Origin of the sequence: Blautia sp. An81 (assembly GCF_002161285.1) — a bacterium.
GTDB lineage: Bacteria > Bacillota > Clostridia > Lachnospirales > Lachnospiraceae > Blautia > Blautia ornithocaccae.
Window position 1 is genome coordinate 48,200 of sequence record NZ_NFHH01000008.1, and the last position, 20,006, is coordinate 68,205.

At 46.4% G+C, this 20,006-nt stretch carries 16 protein-coding genes; all 16 read left to right on the plus strand.

Annotation, left to right across the window (positions count from 1 at the left end; all coding sequences use genetic code 11):
• Positions 1 to 46: 46 nt before the first annotated feature.
• Positions 47 to 1,555 carry a sugar ABC transporter ATP-binding protein gene (locus tag B5G33_RS08715; RefSeq protein WP_087270711.1) on the plus strand — a complete coding sequence of 503 codons (1,509 nt, stop codon included), beginning with the start codon at positions 47 to 49 and terminating at the stop codon, positions 1,553 to 1,555.
• 50 nt (positions 1,556 to 1,605) lie between these two features.
• Entirely contained in the window at positions 1,606 to 3,255 is a 1,650-nt protein-coding gene (locus tag B5G33_RS08720; protein WP_087417368.1) for a galactose/methyl galactoside ABC transporter permease MglC, read from the plus strand.
• Positions 3,256 to 3,420: 165 nt separating this feature from the next.
• A complete protein-coding gene (locus B5G33_RS08725; RefSeq protein ID WP_087270718.1) occupies positions 3,421 to 5,031 on the plus strand; it encodes a response regulator in 1,611 nt (536 codons plus the stop codon).
• Entirely contained in the window at positions 5,012 to 6,889 is a 1,878-nt protein-coding gene (locus B5G33_RS08730) for a cache domain-containing sensor histidine kinase (RefSeq protein WP_242974613.1), read from the plus strand. The genes B5G33_RS08725 and B5G33_RS08730 overlap by 20 nt, the downstream gene beginning before the upstream one ends.
• Positions 6,876 to 7,850 carry a substrate-binding domain-containing protein gene (locus B5G33_RS08735; RefSeq protein ID WP_087417439.1) on the plus strand — a complete coding sequence of 325 codons (975 nt, stop codon included), beginning with the start codon at positions 6,876 to 6,878 and terminating at the stop codon, positions 7,848 to 7,850. Before B5G33_RS08730 ends, B5G33_RS08735 begins: the two co-directional genes overlap by 14 nt.
• A 13-nt stretch (positions 7,851 to 7,863) precedes the next feature.
• Positions 7,864 to 8,901, plus strand: coding sequence for a galactose ABC transporter substrate-binding protein (locus B5G33_RS08740; protein ID WP_087417369.1), 1,038 nt, complete (start codon positions 7,864 to 7,866; stop codon positions 8,899 to 8,901).
• Between the two features lie 96 nt (positions 8,902 to 8,997).
• Positions 8,998 to 9,771, plus strand: a complete 774-nt coding sequence (locus B5G33_RS08745) for a sulfite exporter TauE/SafE family protein (protein WP_087270723.1) — start codon at positions 8,998 to 9,000, stop codon at positions 9,769 to 9,771.
• 107 nt (positions 9,772 to 9,878) lie between these two features.
• The gene (locus tag B5G33_RS08750; protein WP_158229597.1) at positions 9,879 to 11,681 is read left to right on the plus strand and encodes a sensor histidine kinase; all 1,803 of its coding nucleotides are present in this window, start codon (positions 9,879 to 9,881) and stop codon (positions 11,679 to 11,681) included.
• Positions 11,659 to 12,450, plus strand: a complete 792-nt coding sequence (locus B5G33_RS08755) for a response regulator (protein ID WP_087417371.1) — start codon at positions 11,659 to 11,661, stop codon at positions 12,448 to 12,450. The genes B5G33_RS08750 and B5G33_RS08755 overlap by 23 nt, the downstream gene beginning before the upstream one ends.
• Before the next feature lie 453 nt (positions 12,451 to 12,903).
• A complete protein-coding gene (locus tag B5G33_RS22735; protein ID WP_087417372.1) occupies positions 12,904 to 14,115 on the plus strand; it encodes a response regulator transcription factor in 1,212 nt (403 codons plus the stop codon).
• A 347-nt stretch (positions 14,116 to 14,462) separates the two neighbouring features.
• Positions 14,463 to 14,786, plus strand: coding sequence for a PqqD family protein (locus tag B5G33_RS08770; protein ID WP_087417374.1), 324 nt, complete (start codon positions 14,463 to 14,465; stop codon positions 14,784 to 14,786).
• Positions 14,783 to 15,823, plus strand: coding sequence for a radical SAM protein (locus B5G33_RS08775; protein WP_087417375.1), 1,041 nt, complete (start codon positions 14,783 to 14,785; stop codon positions 15,821 to 15,823). The genes B5G33_RS08770 and B5G33_RS08775 overlap by 4 nt, the downstream gene beginning before the upstream one ends.
• A gap of 6 nt (positions 15,824 to 15,829) precedes the next feature.
• Positions 15,830 to 16,234: a hypothetical protein gene (locus B5G33_RS08780; RefSeq protein ID WP_087417376.1), complete on the plus strand. Its 405-nt coding sequence runs from the start codon at positions 15,830 to 15,832 to the stop codon at positions 16,232 to 16,234.
• Positions 16,235 to 16,407: 173 nt separating this feature from the next.
• The gene (locus B5G33_RS21090) at positions 16,408 to 17,019 is read left to right on the plus strand and encodes a hypothetical protein (protein WP_204247356.1); all 612 of its coding nucleotides are present in this window, start codon (positions 16,408 to 16,410) and stop codon (positions 17,017 to 17,019) included.
• A 373-nt stretch (positions 17,020 to 17,392) separates the two neighbouring features.
• Positions 17,393 to 19,153 (plus strand): ABC transporter ATP-binding protein, encoded by a 1,761-nt coding sequence (locus B5G33_RS08795; protein WP_087417379.1) that lies wholly within the window; start codon positions 17,393 to 17,395, stop codon positions 19,151 to 19,153.
• A gap of 21 nt (positions 19,154 to 19,174) precedes the next feature.
• Positions 19,175 to 20,002 carry an immunoglobulin-like domain-containing protein gene (locus tag B5G33_RS08800; protein WP_087417380.1) on the plus strand — a complete coding sequence of 276 codons (828 nt, stop codon included), beginning with the start codon at positions 19,175 to 19,177 and terminating at the stop codon, positions 20,000 to 20,002.
• The last annotated feature ends 4 nt before the right edge of the window (positions 20,003 to 20,006 follow it).

The window sequence follows — 20,006 nt, forward strand, 5'->3', positions numbered from 1 at the left end:
AGAAGGGGGCTTTCATCGAAAAATATATAGTACAGGAGTAAAAAGAATGGCAGATAAGAAAGATGATATTGTCTTATCGATACGGGGGATGAGCAAATCCTTTGGCCGGAACCGGGTTCTGGACCACATCAATCTGAATGTGCGCCGGGGAACGGTTATGGGCCTTATGGGTGAGAACGGCGCCGGCAAGTCTACTATGATGAAGTGCCTTTTCGGTACTTATCAGAAGGACGAAGGTAATATTTACCTCGACGGTAAGGAAGTAAGTTTTTCCGGACCAAAAGACGCTCTTGAGAACGGAATTGCTATGGTTCATCAGGAGCTGAACCAGTGTCTGGAAAGAAATGTAGTAGATAATCTGTTTCTGGGCCGCTACCCGGTGAATTCTCTGGGGATCGTGGACGAGGGCAGAATGAAAAAAGAGGCCTCTGAGCTTTTCAGAAAACTGGGTATGACAGTAAACCTTACTCAGCCAATGAGGAATATGTCTGTATCTCAGAGGCAGATGTGTGAGATTGCCAAGGCGATCTCCTATAACTCCAAGGTTATTGTTCTGGATGAGCCAACCTCTTCCCTTACTGTACAGGAAGTGGATAAGCTTTTTGAAATGATGCGGATGCTGAAAGAACAGGGAATCGCTCTTATTTATATCTCTCACAAAATGGACGAGATTTTCGAAATATGTGACGATATTTCCGTACTCCGTGACGGTAATCTGGTTATGACCAAGAGAGCAGAAGACACCAATATGAACGAACTGATCGCTGCCATGGTTGGCCGTTCCCTGGAGAACCGGTTCCCCCCTGTGGACAATCAGCCAAAGGATGTGATCCTTTCTGTCCAGCATTTGTCTACAAAGTTCGAACCTCATCTCCAGGATATTACCTTTGATGTGCGGGAAGGTGAAATTTTCGGACTTTATGGTCTGGTGGGAGCCGGACGTACTGAGCTTTTGGAGACCATCTTCGGTGTCCGGACAAGGGCAGCAGGCCGGGTATACTTTAACAATAAGCTGATGAATTTCGGCAGTGCCAAGGAAGCAATGGATCATGGATTTGCCATGATCACAGAGGAGCGTAAGGCCAACGGACTTTTCCTGAAAGGGGATCTTACCTTCAACACCACCATTGCAAACCTGAACCACTATAAATCTGGTATTGCCCTTTCTGATTCCAAAATGGTAAAGGCAACAGCCAATGAGATCAAGGTTATGCATACCAAATGTATGGGACCGGAGGATATGATCACCAGTCTTTCCGGCGGAAACCAGCAGAAGGTAATCTTCGGAAAATGGCTGGAGCGCCAGCCTCAGGTATTTATGATGGATGAGCCTACCAGAGGTATTGACGTAGGCGCTAAATACGAGATTTATGAGCTGATCATTAAGATGGCCAAAGCGGGAAAGACCATTATCGTGGTTTCCTCAGAGATGCCGGAAATCCTGGGCATTACCAATCGTATCGGCGTTATGTCAAACGGACATCTTTCCGGTATTGTAAATACCAAGGAGACAAATCAGGAAGAGCTTTTAAGGCTCAGTGCAAAATACCTGTAATATCAGGTACCAAAATACCTATGCATGAAATATGAGGGAGATTGAAAGATATGGCTAATGACAGGATTCTGACGGCTGAACAGGAAATGAAGCTGCGTCAGCCCATTGATGATTATATTGGTAAGATCCAGGCGCAGATCGACGGCCTGAGAAAAGATGGAACCGATCAGGTAGTAGCCTTCCAGAATACCATAGACGGGGTGAAGAGAGACCGCAGCCTTACAAAAGGAGAAAGGGAGGACCGTCTGGGAGAACTTCGCAGGCAGCTGGAAAAGGCAAAAGCTGTAGAAGCCAAGAATAAAGACGAGGTTTCAAAACTGATCGACCAGGGCGTAAGCTATCTGAAAGAACATTTTGATAAAGAATATTATCAGCCGGTAAAAGAAAGCTGCGCACAGGAAAAAGTAAAAGCAAAAGAAAAATATGATAAGAAGATCGCAGATCTGGCGAAAGAACACCAGGAAAACGTCTCAAAACTTTCCGCTCATCAGGAGATTAAGGACGAGAACTATGTGTACAAAAACCGCCGGTTCGATGCGAAGATGGAGCTGGAAAAGGATTATCAGGCGATTAAGGACAGAAGACATGCAGCCTATACCCATAAATATCATCTGATCGATATGCTCCGTATGTCCAAGTTTACATTTATAGAGGCAAGAGCTCAGAAATGGGAGAACTATAAATACACCTTTAACCGCAGACAGTTCCTTCTGCGGAACGGATTGTATATTGCTATCATTCTGGTGTTTATCATGCTGTGCATTATCACTCCTATGGTAAAAGGCTCACCGCTGCTGACTTACAACAATGTACTGAATATCCTCCAGCAGGCATCTCCGAGAATGTTCCTGGCTCTGGGTGTTGCAGGACTGATCCTCCTGGCCGGTACAGACTTGTCTATCGGACGTATGGTTGGTATGGGTATGACCACTGCCACCATTATTATGCATCAGGGTATCAATACTGGAGGTGTCTTCGGACATATCTTTGACTTTACAGGACTGCCTATCGTAGTGAGAATGATCTTTGCACTGGTTATGTGTATCCTTCTGTGTACGATCTTTACTACCATCGCAGGATTCTTCACTGCAAAGTTCAAGATGCACCCATTTATTTCCACTATGGCAAACATGCTGATGATCTTCGGTATTGTTACATATGCTACAAAGGGTGTATCCTTTGGCGCTATTGAACCAACCATTCCAAATATGGTAATCCCTAAGATTAACGGATTCCCAACAATCATTCTTTGGGCAGTAGCGGCTATCGCTATTGTATGGTTTATCTGGAATAAAACTACTTTCGGTAAAAACCTGTATGCAGTAGGCGGAAATCCAGAAGCAGCTTCTGTTTCCGGTATTTCTGTATTTGCAGTAACTGTAGGCGCATTCATTCTGGCAGGTATTCTTTACGGATTCGGCTCCTGGCTGGAATGTATCCGTATGGTAGGTTCCGGTTCTGCAGCATATGGACAGGGCTGGGAAACAGACGCCATTGCAGCCTGCGTAGTAGGCGGCGTATCCTTTACCGGTGGTATCGGTAAGATTTCAGGTGTGGTAGTCGGTGTGCTTATTTTCACTGCCCTGACCTACTCCCTGACAATCCTGGGTATTGATACAAACCTTCAGTTCGTATTCTCAGGTATCATCATACTCGTGGCAGTAACCCTTGACTGTCTGAAATACGTTCAGAAAAAGTAATTATATTCCTGCTTAAAGAGGCTGGCGCATGGCCCCCCAAAGAGGGTTATGTGCCGGCTTCTTTGTGATAAAAGCTTTAACATGCAGGAGTATTACTGACATTTTTCAAAATTTTTGCTATAATACAAAAACAATTAGGAAATATACGGATTTGGAGAAAAAAACATGGATATATATACAGTTCTTCTGGTAGACGACGAAGAAGAGGTAATACAGGTCATTATGAAAAAAATTAACTGGGAAGGCCTGGGCTTTTCGGTAATCGGCTATGCCAACAATGGAGTAAAGGCTCTTGAAATGGTGGAAGAATTTCAGCCGGATGTAGTAATGACGGATATCAAGATGCCCTATATGGATGGCATGGAGCTGTCCAATCGGATAAAGACGGACTTTCCGGCTACAAAGATCCTGCTTTTTACCGGTTATGATGAATTTGAATATGCAAAAGAAGCAGTTCATCTGGAGATAGAGGAATATATTCTGAAACCGGTAAACTCCATTGAACTGACCAATGTGTTTACTCAGCTGAAGATAAAGCTGGACCAGGAAATCAGTGAGAAACGGAACGTGGCTACTTTAGAGAAACATTATATGGAGTCTCTTCCCCTTCTCCAGGCAGACTTTTATTCTGCTTTGATTGAAGGAAGACTCAGCAGGAAGGAGGCAGGAAAATACCTTTCCGATTACAGGATTTCATTTGAAGGCCCCTGGCACTGCTGCCTTGTGGTTCATACATCTTCTACTCAGGTTCCTGAAAATATGCACCCCAGGCTTCTGGCCACTTCTGTACAGAAACAGGCCCAGGAGAAACTGGGAGAAAGGTGGCGGACAAAAAGTTTTTCCTATTTGGGTAATACGGTTATGCTCTGTCAGCTTGAGAATGAAAATGAGATTTCTGAACTGACAGATGAATGTGACCGGTTCTGCCGGTATGCCAACAGGATCATCGGCGCTGTAGTCACCATAGGTATAGGACAGGTCTGTGCAGACATCCTGGAACTGGCTCAGTCCTACAGGGGAGCAAGAGAAGCGGTCTCCTACCGGGTGATCTACGGAGCCTCCAGAGCCATTAATATACGGGAGATAGCGCCTCAGGAACTGAGGCAGCCGGAGCGGGATAATGAAGGAGAGCTGTCAAATCTCTTTAAAATGATCCGGCTGGGGACGGAAGAAGAGGTACGGGCTGAAGCGGATAAGTATCTGTCCCGGATGTCCTTTCCTGAAAAGTCTCTGCAGCAGCATAATATTGAGGTTATGGAACTGGTAGGCGCTTTGTACAGATTTGCTGGAAATAACCATATCGGTGAGGAGCTTTTTTCAAAGGATACAAGAGAAATCTATACCCGCCTTCTGGATATGGAGCCTGAGGAACTGCGGAGGTGGCTGACAAACATCAGCCTCTATTTCAGAGAAAACCTGATTACCGCCAGGAGCCGGTCTACCCAGTCCTTTGTTTCAAAGGCAGAGGAGTATGTGAAAAATCATTATGGGGAAGAGGGACTTTCCCTGGACAGCATCTGCCAGGTCCTGGGAGTATCCAATTCTTATTTTTCTACCATATTTAAGAAGGAGACAGGAAAGTCCTTTACCGGCTACCTTACAGATTACCGCATGGAGCAGGCTGCCCGCCTGCTTATTGGAACCGATGAAAAAAGTTATATCATAGGGAAAAGTGTAGGGTATACGGATCCTAATTACTTCAGCTATGTTTTTAAGAGAAAGTTTGGGGTATCCCCCTCAAAATACAGGACGGAATATGGAGAAAGTAAAGAATAGATTTTTTGAATATTTGAATAAGCTAAAGCCCAGAGGGATACAGTCTATCCTTATGATTTCCTTTTCTGTGCTTTCTGTGGCGGTCATGCTGACCCTGGGAGTGGTGCTGTACATCCGGTTTTCCAATGTATCCAGAGATGAGATTGTGGAAACTACCAGGAAGCTGATGGAGCAGACGGGAGAGAACCTGGAGGACTATCTGGTAAGCATGCGGCAGATTTCAGACGCAGTTTACTATAACGTGGTGAAGGAAAGTGATTTTTCCGCTGAGCAGAACGAGATCCAGGAGGGAATGAACCTGCTTTACGAGGCTAACCGGGATAATCTGAGGAGCATTGCCATATATAACGACTATGGCAGCTTAATGGCAGCAGAGCCTGTGGCTTCTCAAAAAGAAGACCCTAATGTGACCCGTCAGAGCTGGTATCAGCAGGCAATGGAGGAGGTGGAAAATATGCATTTTTCCACCCCTCATATCCAGAATCTTTTTGATGATGGCACCAAGGGGTATTACTGGGTGATCTCTCTTAGCCGAATGGTAGAGATTACCGATGGAGGAGACTCCAGAGCGGGAGTTCTTCTGGTAGATATGGATTATTCCAGTATTTCCCGTATGATGGACCAGATAAATACAGAGAACAGCGGACAATATTTTTACCTCTGCGACAGCAACGGGGAAATCATCTATCACCCCAGGCAGATACAGATCAGTGACGGTATTTTTGATGAAAATAATCAGACTGCCGCCGGGTACAAGGAAGGGGTCTATGACGAAGTCTTTAACGGAGAGCACAGGAAGGTACTGGTAAACAGCATAAGCTATACAGGCTGGAAACTGGTAGGGGTGATCCCCTATTCTACTTTCACTCACGGCATGGTAAATATCCGGTATTTTATCATGATGCTGATCCTGCTCATGGCCATGATGCTTGCTTTTGTAAACAGGCTGGTATCTGTGTGGATATCCAGTCCTATCCTGAAGCTGAATGACTCGGTGAAGGATTATGAAGCCGGGGAGAAACCCAGGATTTATATCGGAGGTTCTCAGGAAATCCGTCACCTGGGCTATTCCATTCAAAGTTCTTATGAGCAGATTGATGACCTGATGAAGAAGATTGTTCTGGAGCAGAACGAGAGAAGGAAAAGTGAGCTGGATGCCCTTCAGAGTCAGATCAATCCTCACTTCCTGTATAATACCCTGGAGTCCATCACCTGGATGGTAGAGGGGGAAAGGAATGATGAAGCGGCCTTTATGATCTCCCAGCTTGCAAAGCTTTTCCGGATCAGCCTGTCCAAGGGCAGGACGGTGATCACTATTAAAGATGAACTTCAGCATGCTCAGAGCTATATGAATATACAAAAGGTGAGGTATAAGAATTCTTTTGCAGTTGTTTTTGACGTGGATGAGGAAATCTATTCTTACTGTACAGTGAAGCTGGTCCTTCAGCCTATATTGGAAAATGCTATCAGCTATGGGGTAAGCGCTATGGATGAGGGTGGAGAGATCAGGATCACGGGACGAAGAGAAGAAGGGACTGTGATTCTGGCTGTAACAGATAATGGCATCGGGATGTCAGAGGAAGAAGTAAGATTTATTCTTACAGACAGCACGAGAGTGCCAAAACACGGTTCCGGAGTGGGATTGGTGAACGTAAATAACCGAGTTCAGCTTCTTTTCGGAAAGGAGTATGGCCTGAAGGTGGAAAGCGAGCCTGATGAGGGAACGGTGGTATCCATTGTCATACCGGCAGTGCCCTATACGGAGGAAAATCGGAAGATTCTGGAAAAAGGTTATCTCTTCGGTAAGAATGTGATCAAAAAGATAGAAGATGCAGGTAAAGAAAATGAAAAACAGTAAAAAAGTGTTTATCCTCACAGAATCTGTTTTGGGAATACTGGTCATCATCCTGGCGGTAGTTATGCTTATGGGAAGAAATGGAAAGGAACTCCATAAGGTTTCCGTGATCGTTGAAAATTCAGATGATAATCAGTGGGCAGCTTTTCGGTATGGACTTAGAATGGCGGCAGAAGACCAGGAGATGGAAATATCTGTGGTAAGCACAGAAGGGACTATGACACTGGAAGAGCAGCAGGCACTGGCCCAGCAGGAAATAGATAATGGCGCTGATGGCATTATATTGCAGCCGGTTCCAGGAGAGGATACAGAGGAGATGCTGAAAAAGATTGAAAAGAAGGTGCCAGTGATGCTGGTGGAGTCTACGGCTTCCAGAGAGGCTCAGAACTCTTCTTTTCCGGTTACTCAGCCGGATAATTATGCCATGGGCAAAGCTTTGGGAGCGGAACTTCTGAAGGACTGCGGGGACAATCTGAAGGGCAAAACCCTGGGAATTATTTCGGAAACGATGGAAGCGCAGGCATCCCTTGACAGAGCGGCAGGATTTAAAGAAGCATTAAAAGACCAGGGAACTAAAGTAGGATGGACTGCAGAAGGAACTTCGGAAGAAGGGAGCACAGATTCTCTGGTGAATTTGCCCAAAGTAGATTTTGTTATCGCCCTGGATGATACCAGCCTGACTGCAGCGGGAGAATACTCGGCAGCCAATGACCTTCACGGAGCCATTGTGTATGGAATTGGGAACTCTACTGAAGCGGCATATTATCTGGATACAGGAGCTGCCCAGTGTCTTGTGGTTCCTGATGAGTTTAATGTAGGGTATCAGAGCCTTCAGGAGGTTTCTGAAAAGCTGGGACATTCTTTCAGAAAAATGGAGGACCGGGAGACTGACTATACAGTAATCCGCAGAGATACTCTTTTTACAAAGGAGAATCAGGAGATTCTCTTTACAATGAGCCAGTAGGAAGGGGTAAAGGATGAAAAAGAGAAAAGTTTTAGCCGCGGCGCTGGCTTTTGGCATAGGCATACAGGGGCTGGCTTCCTGTACGGCAGAAGAACAGACGGGAATTGTCCGGGCCCAGGTAGGCGTGGCTTGTTATAATCAGAGCGATATATTTATCAGTGAGCTGCTGGACTGTTTTGAGGAGAAACTGAACCAGCTGGAGAAGGGCTCTTTCGAGGCTACAGTGACTGTGAGAGACGGTGCCGGCTCTCAGCGGATCCAGAACGATCAGGTAAAAGAGCTGGTAGATGCAGGCTGTAATGTGCTTTGTGTGAACCTGGTGGACCGGGCCGACCCATCGGAGATCATAGATATTGCCAGAGAAAATGATATACCTATTATCTTCTTTAACCGGGAGCCGGTGGCGGAAGACATGATGCAGTGGGACAAGCTCTATTATGTAGGGGCAGATGCAAAACAGTCCGGAGTGATGCAGGGTGAACTGGCAGCAGATGCCATAGAGACGGAGCCTCAGATTGACAGGAATAAAGACGGGAAGATTCAATATGTGGTACTGGAGGGAGAACCGGGACACCAGGACGCCATTATCCGGACGGAGAACGCAGTAGATACTTTAAGAGGAAAGGGTGTGGAGCTTGAAAAACTCAGCTATGGCATTGCCAACTGGAATCAGGCTCAGGCGGAAAACCGTATGCTCCAGATGATCGGACAGCATCAGAACCAGATTGAACTGGTACTGGCCAATAATGACGCCATGGCTCTGGGGGCTATTGACGCCTACAAAAAACTGAACCGGACAGAATCAGCCCTTCCCGTATTTTTCGGCATTGACGGCACGAAAGAAGGACTGGAGGCTATTAAAGAAAAAAAGATGGCCGGAACCGTGTATAACGACAAGGAAGGCCAGGCAGAGGCCATGGCAAAACTGACAGAAGCCCTTGTTTCCGGCAGCGGACTGTCAGATATAGAATTTGAAAATGAGAAATATATTTATCTTCCCTATTCCAAGGTTACCTTTGAAAATGTAGAGGACTATATAGAGAAAGAATAGTTTTCCTTGTACATCGACGCTAAGGAACTTCAATATAAGTGTTCACCCGGCTGCCTGCTTTGTGGTATACTATTACCTATACTTATTTATAAAGGAATGAGAGCGTTGTTAGAAGTAATTGTATGTTTCATTGCAGGAATGGGAGCAGGTCTTGGAACGGGATTTGCGGGAATGAGCGCTGCAGCAGTAATCAGCCCTATGCTGATCACATTTCTTGGGATGCCGGCGTACCAGGCGGTGGGGATCGCTCTTGCCAGCGATGTGCTGGCCAGCGCTGCCAGCGCTTATACTTACGGAAAGAATAAAAATCTGGATATCCGCAACGGTCTGATCATGATGGCGGCTGTTCTGATAATGACCATGGCAGGAAGCTGGCTGGCAAGTCTTATGCCGGATAGCACGATGGGAAGCTTTTCTGTGATCATGACCTTTCTTCTGGGCGTCAAATTTATTGCCAGCCCTGTTATGACCACCAAGGAACTTATGAACGGAGTAAGCAGGAAAGTTCGGATGCTTCAGTCCGTTGTCTGCGGTATTGTGATCGGATTCATCTGCGGCTTTGTGGGTGCCGGCGGGGGAATGATGATGCTGCTGATCCTGACCTCTGTTCTGGGCTATGAGCTGAAAACAGCTGTAGGGACCAGCGTTTTTATTATGACTTTTACAGCCTTTACCGGAGCTGTCAGCCATTTTGCCATCGGAGGACTGCCGGATATAAGCTGTCTGGCCCTCTGCATTATTTTTACCCTGATCTGGGCAGAGATCGCAGCCCGGTTTGCCAATAAGGCGGCCCCCATAACTCTGAACCGAGTTACAGGAGTCGTGTTGGTAGTGCTGGGGCTGGTAATGATAGGGGTGAATTTGTTTTAGCTTTTTAGATAAGTCCTGGCTTCTTTTATTTCATCTATGTATATGCTAAAATAGTACCTGACATTATAGATTTAATGACCGGAAATGAAAGAACAGGAGAACCATATATGGGGGAGAAGAAGTTTGCCGGAGCTCTTGCGCTGGCTATGATTGTTTTTGCAGTGATTATGGAAATCTATTCCTATAAAGTTATTCCGGATATAGAAGTGGGCGTTTCCTCTTTTAATGACAACTGGACGATAAAAGAAGAAAACGGGGAAAGCGTGCAGGTGACGCTTCCGGTAAAACGTCAGGTGCCGGCGGGACAGGAGCTGGTACTGGAAAACAGAATACCGGATAAATTTTATATGAATGGCGGAATTGTTTTCAGATCCAGACAGCAGGAAGTGGAAGTCTATATGGAGGAAGAGCTGCTCTATAAATACCCGGAGAAAGAATTGATAGGACAATCCCTTCCGGGAAATTGGAATTTTGTAATGCTTCCGAAAGATTGTGAGGGGAAAACACTGACAGTGAAGATCCGATCCCCATATCAGAAATTTTCCGGCCAGATAGGGGAGGTTTATTATGGAAACTATAGTGAGTTGCTGGATTTTATTATAAAAAAACAAACCCCGATATTCCGAATGGGGATTCTGATCGGAATTGCCGGAGCAGTCATAGAGGTTCTGGCAGTAGTTCTGCGAAAATACAGAATTTATTCTTATCAGGAACTGCTGGGCGGGCTGCTGATCCTGGCTTCGGTATGGCTGTGCGGCGAGTCTCAGATGCCTCTGGTGTTTCTGGGAGTAGAAGCGAAATACTATGTGACGATTATGGCGCTGCTGTTTTTGCTTATGTTTGTCTATGGATATCTTTATGTCAGATGGGGAAACATTCAGGGGAAAATCACAAGAAGACTGTTTTATTTCAGCGGTATAGCCGGAGCCGGAACCATGGGGCTGTCTGTGGCAGGTATCTGGGACCTTATGAGGCTCATGCCCGGGATCCTGGTATTTGCAGGAGGAACTGCAGGATATGCTTTCTGGATACATCTCAGGGCTTTTCTGAAGAAAGAGGGAAGATACCTGGGATCGGAGACTGTCTGTGTGGGCCTGATCCTGGCAGCTGCGCTGGTGGAAATCTTGTTTTTTTATTCAAGATCTAACAATATAGCAGGGCCTTTTGTACGTTTGACCATGCTCTTATATGCTTTGAACCATTTTCGGATCGATCTGCTGGAGACTTATTACGGCTTGAGAGAAAGGGCGGAATTGGAGAAAAGGCTTCGCAGAAGCCAGGCAGAATTAATGACCAGTCAGATAAAGCCTCATTTTATTTATAATACTTTGAATTCGATCAGGGCTCTGGTACGGATCGATCCGGAAACCGCTTATAATACAATTTATGATTTTTCTACCTACCTCAGAGAAAATCTCAGATCTCTGGAGGATGTGGATGTGATCCCCTTTTCACAGGAACTGAAACATGTGAAGGCTTATGTGAATATCGAGAAGATCCGGTTTGAAGAACGAGTCCAGGTGGTGTTTGATATCCGGGAACAGAATTTCCAGGTGCCGCCTCTTTCTGTCCAGCCTTTGGTGGAAAATGCTGTTAAGCATGGGATATGTAAAAAGATCCAGGGCGGAACTGTCTGGATCCGCAGTTATAAGGAATCCGGAGATTATGTGATTGAGGTAGAGGATAACGGTATTGGATTTGACAGCAGTAATGTAGGTGAAAAGAACCGGCAGAACAAGTCTATGGGGCTGGAAAATATCTGCTTCCGGATACAGGAGATCTCAGGAGGCAGCATGGAGATTTTCAGCCGTCCGGGGGAAGGAACAAAAGTAGTACTGCGGGTTCCTGAAAAAAAGACTTCGTATTACGGAAAGGGAGAGGACGGACATGAAAATAATCATAGTAGATGACGAAAGACTGGGAGTAAGGCAGTTCCAGATGGAAGCGGAAAGTGTGATAGGAACGGAGATCGCAGGCGCCTTTACCAATCCGGAAGAGGCCCTGGAATATGCCAGAGAAAATCCGGTGGAAGCAGCCTTTCTGGACATCGAAATGCCGGTTATGAATGGTCTGGTCCTGGCTCAGAAGCTCCGGGAGATCATTCCGGGGATCGTGATTATCTTTGTTACGGGATATGAACAGTATGCTATGGATGCTTTCCGCATCAAGGCGGACTTTTATCTGACAAAGCCCTATGACCGGAAAGATATAGCGGAAGCCATAGAGCGGGCCAGACTGCTGTCTGTCAGACTGAAGAAGCGGGTATATCTGCGTACCTTTGGAAAATTTGATATGTTTGTAGACGGACAGGTGGTGCATTTTGCAAATAATAAGGCGAAGGAACTGCTGGCCCTCTGTGTGGACCGCCGGGGAGGAAGTCTGACCATCTGGGAAGCTGTAGACAAGCTTTGGGAAGGACGGGAATATGACGACCGGGTAAAAAACCTGTACAGAAAAGCCATCATGAATCTCCGGCAGACTTTTGCAGAGCATGGACTGGCGGACGTATTCAGCAACAACAGAGGGGAGTGCAGCATTGACTGCAGAAAGGTAGATTGTGATTATTACCGGCTGCTGGAAGGAGATGAAACTGCCAGGAGAGCCTGGCTGCTGACAAAAGAATATATGGGAGAATATTCCTGGGCTGAGGAAACCCAGGCAGTTTTGCTGTCTTTATGATTTTCTGCGAAAATCCGTATAGGTACAGCCCTTTGATGGGGGCAGGCTATAGTTTATATCTGCTCTGCCCTTTGTATAAAGGGTGCAATTAATTACATTTCATCACATCCCAAGATGTCTTAAAGATCTGTCCGAGTCGGACATTTTTCAATGATTAAAAATAGAAACATGCTTTTTACAGATAAAAAGTAACACTTCGGTAGCACCGGGCAGAGTATACTTAAATGTCGTATATAAAAATCCTATAGCGACAAAAACAGAATACGAAAAGAAAAATCCGGAATCTGTAAAAAAACGGCATATTTGCACGAAGGATTGTTTCGAATGCCCCAAAGGAGTCTGCAGACCAGGCGGAAAGGAGCATGGGTTACACCGTTTTTCCTGACATTGAAAATATACGAAGATTCGTATATAATGAAGGTGAAAAATATCTGAAATAAAGGCGGTGTGAACATGAAAGATTATCTTTCTCTTAGGGAAGCGGCCCAAAAGTGGGGGGTGTCCGAAAGGAGAATTAACCAATATTGTACAGAAGGCCGAATAGCCGGTGCACAGCGGATCGGGAAAGCCTGGGCAATTCCTTCTAATGCACAAAAGCCCGGCGATCCCAGACGAATGCGTCAGCAGGGAAAAATTCCTCCGCTGCAGACATCTGCCGGCGGCCGGCTGAATCACGCAAACCTTATGCCCTTGATGAATACGGCATTTGTACCGGGAAACTGCCAGGCTGCAGCCCTGGCTATGACCCCGGGACCCCGGAGAGATATCGCTCTGGCAGAGTATCATTATTTCAGCGGACAGCCGGAGGCTGCAGCAAAAGAGGCTGAAGAGTATCTTACCAGCCCTGATATAGGGGCGAAACTTTCTGCCTGTCTGATCTATGCCTATGCCAACTTGTCTCTGGGACGTATTCCCCGGGCAAGATTTGCCCTTGATGAGCTGAATGCCGCCCTTGCTTCTGCTGGAAAGGAATCCCCAGAGTTCCGGGCTGCAGCGGCCTTTGTTGCATCGGCGGGGGCGGTACTTTTGCATCTGCCGATGCCGGATAAGCTGCCGGAGATTGAAAGCTTTCTGCCTCTGCTTCCGCCGGGACTGCGGGCCTTTGCTTTGTATGTACAGGCCCACTATCTCTATTTGAAAAAGGAATACAGCAAAAGTGCCGGGACGGTAGAGGCGACACTTGCTATGGGCGCCTCGGCTTATCCCATTCCTGCTATTTACCTGCACCTGGTTGCAGTGATGGACTATATGAGTCTGAAGCAGTCCGAACAGGCGCAAGGGCATCTTCTGACGGCATGGGAAATGGCCCGGCCGGATGATCTCATTGAGGGCTTTGGAGAACACCATGGGCTTTTAGGCGCAATGCTGGAAGCGGTTATAAAACCCAAATGGCCAGAAGATTTCAAAAGAATTATCGACATTACTTACCGTTTTTCTTCCGGATGGCGTAGAGTTCATAACCCTATAACCGGCCATGATGTAGCCGATGATCTGACCACAACGGAGTTTGCGATTGCCATGCTTGCAGCCCGTAACTGGACAACCCAGGAGATCGCAGAACACCTGAATATCTCCGTAAACACGGTAAAAAGCCATATCTCCGAGGCCATGCGGAAACTGAATGTAAGGAACCGGAAAAGCCTGAAACAATATATGTTAGAGTAAGAAAAATATCTGAAAAGCCTTTGGCTATCACCCATTTCGACGGGGAGAATGGGTGATGGTTTTTCCAGGATTTTCCCTGTATAATAAAAAAAGCTGCATTGTGGATACTGATAGAAAACAGTTGCCCGGAGTCCAGGTATTCTGTGATGGAAGAACGACGCTCTTTTATGAAAAAGGAAAAGAAACCATGATTGTGGAACCTTTGGTATGGAGGCTGTCACACAGAACTATCGGAGAACCCGGAATACTGGAAAAGACGGAAAATTTGCACTAAGGATCGCCTTGAACGCTTTCCTGAGAGCTGAATTCAGGCAGGAAAGCAGGCGGATATAACAGGGAGTGATGGGATGAAATTAAAAGATGGACTGATACTCAGGGAAGTGGCTGGTCAGTATGTGATCGTACCGACAGGGAAACGGGTCAAGGATGTGACAGGAGTTCTGTATATGACCAAACCTGCGGCAGCCCTGTGGGACTATATGCAGAGTCATGACTTTGAAAAAGAAGACCTGATCAAGCTGACCATGGAACGGTATACAGACGCCACATACGACCAGGTATCAGCAGACCTGGATAAATTTTTAAAGGAGCTGGCAGAACGAGGCATTCTGGAGGTAGAAGGCCAGATATATGGAAATTTCAGTATGCGTCTGCCGAAACAGCCAAAATGAGCAGCCATGAATTTGAACCTGCCTGCAGGAGAATGGAATGGCTGGATCCTTTTTATAAGGCAGTATGGGAGAAAGCTTTTGCAGAGGCAATCCCTATATCCGGAACTTTTGAACTGACATCCAGGTGCAACTTTAACTGCCGTATGTGTTACGTACATCTGCCGGAATCTGAAATCGGCAGACATGGCAGGGAACTGACAGCAAAAGAATGGATTCGGATTGCTACAGAAGCAAAAGACGCAGGAACTACCTGGCTTTGCATTACCGGAGGAGAACCTCTGATGCACCCGGAATTTGAAACTATTTGGCGGGAATTGAACCAGATGGGATTTTTCATCACCCTGCAGACCAATGCTTCTCTGGTACCAAGATTTGAAAAACTGTTCCAGGAATGTCCGCCCCGGGCCTGTAAGATTACCCTGTATGGATCCAGCGATCAGGTGTACGCAGATGTGTGCCAGATAGAAAAAGGATTTGCAAGGGCTAATGCGGGAATCCAGATGTTAAGGCAGATGAAGATACCAATCGAATTGGTCAGCACGGTGATCCGCCAGAATCTGGATGATGTGGAAAATATCATTCGGTATGTGGGAAAAAATAAGCTTCAGTGGATCCCTAACATAAACGTAAGGACTGCCGGACGAGGGGTAGAGGTAGATATGAAAAATCTGCGGATCCGCCCGCCGAAAATAGATAAGCCAGCCGGACAGGAAACGACAGGACAGAAAAAAAGAATTATGGATCCGGACAGAAAGCCTTGTACATATTGTAAAGATTTTCGCTTGGGCTATTGGATTGTCTGGAACGGATATATGAGATTCTGCAGCTTTATGAACGGCCCGGATATTCCGGTGAGGGACAAGCCCTTTCAAGAATGCTGGCAAGAACTGGTTAAATTCCAGGAAAGCCTTCAGTGGCCGGAAGAATGCAGGATATGCGAACAGAAAGAAAGCTGTGCAAGGTGTGCAGCCTTGTTTGATATAGAGAATGGAAATTTGAAGATGAAAGATGAATTTTGTAAGAAGAGAAAGGGGTAGTGGAGTATGGGAACAATTTATGGTGAGTCTCCAGCACTGCAGGTAAATGGAGATGGATATTTGGAAGACGGGGGAATTGCCATGTATTCAGCTGACAGCGGAGGAGGAACGATTTCAGGAGGATCTAATGAAGATGGATCTTATGATTCTGAGTTTCGAATTTATTGGACAATTACGGATAATGGAGATGGAACATATTCAGGTGGGGTAACAGGTGTAAGCTGGTTTACGGAAACGGGACCATTTTTGAATGTGACAAATATAAGTGAAATTTGGACGGCTGCACAAGATGCAAATTTAGTAGAATATTTTGGCCCTTGGAACAATAGTACAGATAGTCTTGATAAACTAGCATATCTAAATTATTTAAATGAACAGGGTGCAGGTGAATGTTTTAAACTGAGTCTTTAGTTATGAATTTTTATTCAGTAGTTGGAATGCCGTTTCAAGTTATGACAGAATTTGAGTGTGATGAATGGCAAAAGTTTTGGATAAAAGAAAGTGATTATATTTTTTTTCGCTTGGAACTGTTACATAAGATAGAAGAAATACATGGATTAGAAAATTTTGAAGTTCCTACAAATATGAAATATATTATACGGCGTGGTGGAGATGTAATGGTTGCGGATAATAAATGGAGAAATGCAATTATTCTTCCTTTACAAGATAATTCTCATTTGTCGAGTTTTTTTTGCCAACTGTTTTATACCCATGCCGTCCAGCGTCACATTCTCTACCTACATAGTTCCCTAATTGATTATCAAGGCCATGGCTTAATGTTCCTTGGTCCCTCCGGTATCGGCAAGACCACCCAGGCTGAACTATGGAACCAGTACCGTGACGCCTTGATTATCAATGGAGATGTGGTATTCGTTCAGGAAACTCCGGAAGCTTTCTTGGGCTGGGGTACTCCCTGGCATGGTTCCTCACCTTATTGTGAGAATACCAATGTACCGGTCTGTGCCATGATCGTTCTGAAGCAGGCTCCGGAAAATTCTATCCGGGAGCTTATGGGTTTTGAAAAGGTAACTGCAGTTTCTAACAGCGTATTTTATCCGCGCTGGCTGGAAAACGGCATGGAACTTTGTCTGGAAACTTTGGATCATCTGCTTACAAAGCTTCCAGTCTACGAACTCTCCTGCCGCCCGGATGAGGATGCGGTGAAGCTCACCGAAGAGACCATCTTCGGCAAATAAACAATGTATATATTATGTACGTTATATACGACTTATACATACCAAAACACATTACAAACCTTGAAAATTTAGCACCCTAAACTAAGCCGGCAAAGTACAACCAGGAATCACTGCAGACTGACCATGAAAATGGACAAATATTCCCGATTTCACTTATACCGGGCAGCTCTGTACATAGTCTACGAAAAGCCCGCAGCGATTCCTGCCACACACTTACTTATCGTTTTGGGCGTCAAAATTTTCAACAGAATCTCATTCCTGTATTCGGGGGAAATGCAGAATATGGGAATGGGATTTTTATGTCTGCGGGACGAAAGATCCGGCGGATAAATACCGGCAGAAAGCCTGCTGTATCCAGATAAGGGGAGTATCTATGAGCGGCGTAAAACATATCATTCAGCGGATCCGGGAGGGCAGGCTGAAGCAGCTGATAGGTGAACTGCTGTGGATGTATGCCTATGTCCGGCGCTATTGGTTTTTGATAGGAGTTTACATACTTCTGGGAGCTTCAGGCTCTGTTCTGTCTCTGGGGACTTCTGTGGTGAGCAGAGACCTGGTAGACGCTGTCACAGGAGTAAATTCTATGGAGATTGTCCGGGTGGCAGCTACCTATGTGGGAGTAGGGGTTTCCCAGATTTTTATTAATGCGGTAAAGTCCAGGATGTCTCTGAAGGTGCGTCTGAAGGTGACCAATGAGATCCGGGCGGATATTTATGAACAGGTACTCCGGACCAACTGGGAGTCGCTGGCCAAATACCGGTCGGGAGACCTGCTATACCGGGTAAATGGAGATGCAGGAATGGTGGCCAATACCATTCTTTCTTTTCTTCCTAACGTGGTGACCACACTGATCAGTTTTGGAGGTGCTTTTGTTATTGTGATCCAACATGATCCGGTGATGGCAGTGATTGCCCTTCTGGGAGCCCCCATATCTTTTATTACTTCAAGATATTCGGCAAAGCGTATGCGGCAGTTTCAGAGAGACAATCAGAATGTAGCCAGCGACCGGACGGTTTTTGATCAGGAGACTTTTCAGAATCTGCAGTTTATCAAGGCATTTGGCATGCTGGACAGGGTAACGGAGAAATTCCACAAGATTCAGCAGGAATCTGTGGATATTGCTCTGCGGCAGAATAAATTTCAGCAGTATATGACCATTATTACCTCCCTGGTGGGCCAGGCTGTGGGATATGCCTGCTATGGATTTGCAGCGTTTCGTCTGTGGCAGGGGGAGATCAGCTACGGCACTATGACCATGTTTGTGTCTATGGCCGGGTCTTTAAGGGGATCTTTCAGCGGGATCCTGAATATGGCTCCAATGGTGATCCGGGCAGGAATCAGCGCAGAGCGGATCATGGAGATCACCAGCCTTCCCCGGGATTCCATGGAGGATAAAGAAGAGGCTGAGGAGATCAAGGCCAGGGCAAAGGAAGAGGGCGTCTTTGTACATATGGAAGACGTGGACTTTGCCTATGAAGAAGAGAAATGGATTTACCGGGAGGGGAATTTCCGGGCAGAGCCGGGAGAAATCGTGGCGCTTATCGGCCCTTCGGGCCAGGGAAAAACTACAACTTTAAATTTGATCCTGGGTCTTTATCATCCCCAGAAGGGACGGATCCAGGTGGGGAATCCGGATGGTCAGGTCCTTCGGGCTTCTTCTTCTACCAGATGTCTGTTCAGCTATATTCCTCAGGGAAATACCATGTTCTCCGGAACCATCGCAGAGAACATGCGGATGGTGAAGCCGGAAGCCACAGACCAGGAGATCCGGGAGGCGCTGGAGGCTGCCTGCGCCTGGGAGTTTGTGGAGAAGCTGGATGGCGGCATGGATACCGAGGTCCGGGAGCGGGGCACCAGGTTTTCGGAAGGCCAGAAACAGCGGCTTTCCATTGCCAGAGCTCTTCTGGCAGATGCGCCGGTGATGATCCTGGACGAGGCTACCAGTGCCCTGGATGTGGCTACGGAGCGAAGGGTTCTCAGGAGGATCATTAAGAAGGAGCCTCACCGGACGGTGATCGTAGCCGCCCACAGGCCCAGCGTATTCTCTATGTGCAGCCGGGTTTATAAGATAGGAGAAGGAAAAGTACGGGAAGTAGACGAAGAGGAGATTCAGGAGTTCCTGAATGAGTTTTGAGAATAAAGAAAGGAAACTGTTATGAGATTTGTCAGAGCTGGGGTAGTGATGATTTTTATTTTGTCTCTGGTAATCTTTGGCGTATCCCGGGTAGTTCTTTTTCAGAACCGGGATCCCAATGAACCGGAGATCGTAAGTGACCGGGAGATTTTGGAGATTCCCTGTGAGTATACCCAGGAACAGCTGTTAGAGGGGCTTACAGCCTCAGATCAGGAAGACGGGGATCTGACCTCGCAGATCGTGGCAGGCTCTTTTTCCAGATTTATTGAGCCGGGATTGTGCAACATGACCTATGTGGTCTTTGACTCTGCTGATCAGCCTGCCTCTCTTACCAGACAGGTAAGGTTCACCGACTATCATTCTCCCAGGTTTACCCTGACGGAGCCTCTGGTGTTTTCAGAGGGAGAAGGAAGCTATGATGAACTGATGGGCCGGCTGGGCGCCCAGGATCAGCTGGATGGGGATCTTTCTGACTGGATCACCCAGACAGATACAGATGTAAATTATCAGAGGGCAGGAAGCTATACCACGACTTTAGAGATGAGCAACAGCCTGGGGGATACGGTGACCCAGGATCTGCCGATCCATGTGGTGGCTGCAGAGGGGCATTCTCTGGAGATTGTTTTGAATACCGGGATTGTTTATATAGACCAGGGCAGCGGTATTGACGCCGCAGCCTATATTCAGGAACTTTTGGACAACCAGGGCAATAATCTGGATACCAGCCTTATTTCGTCGGAATCAAATGTGGATCCCCAGACGCCAGGCTGTTATGAGATTCATTATCAGGCAGATGACGGACAGGGAAATTCCGGGGAAACCTGGCTGACTGTGATCGTAGAAGGATGAAAGG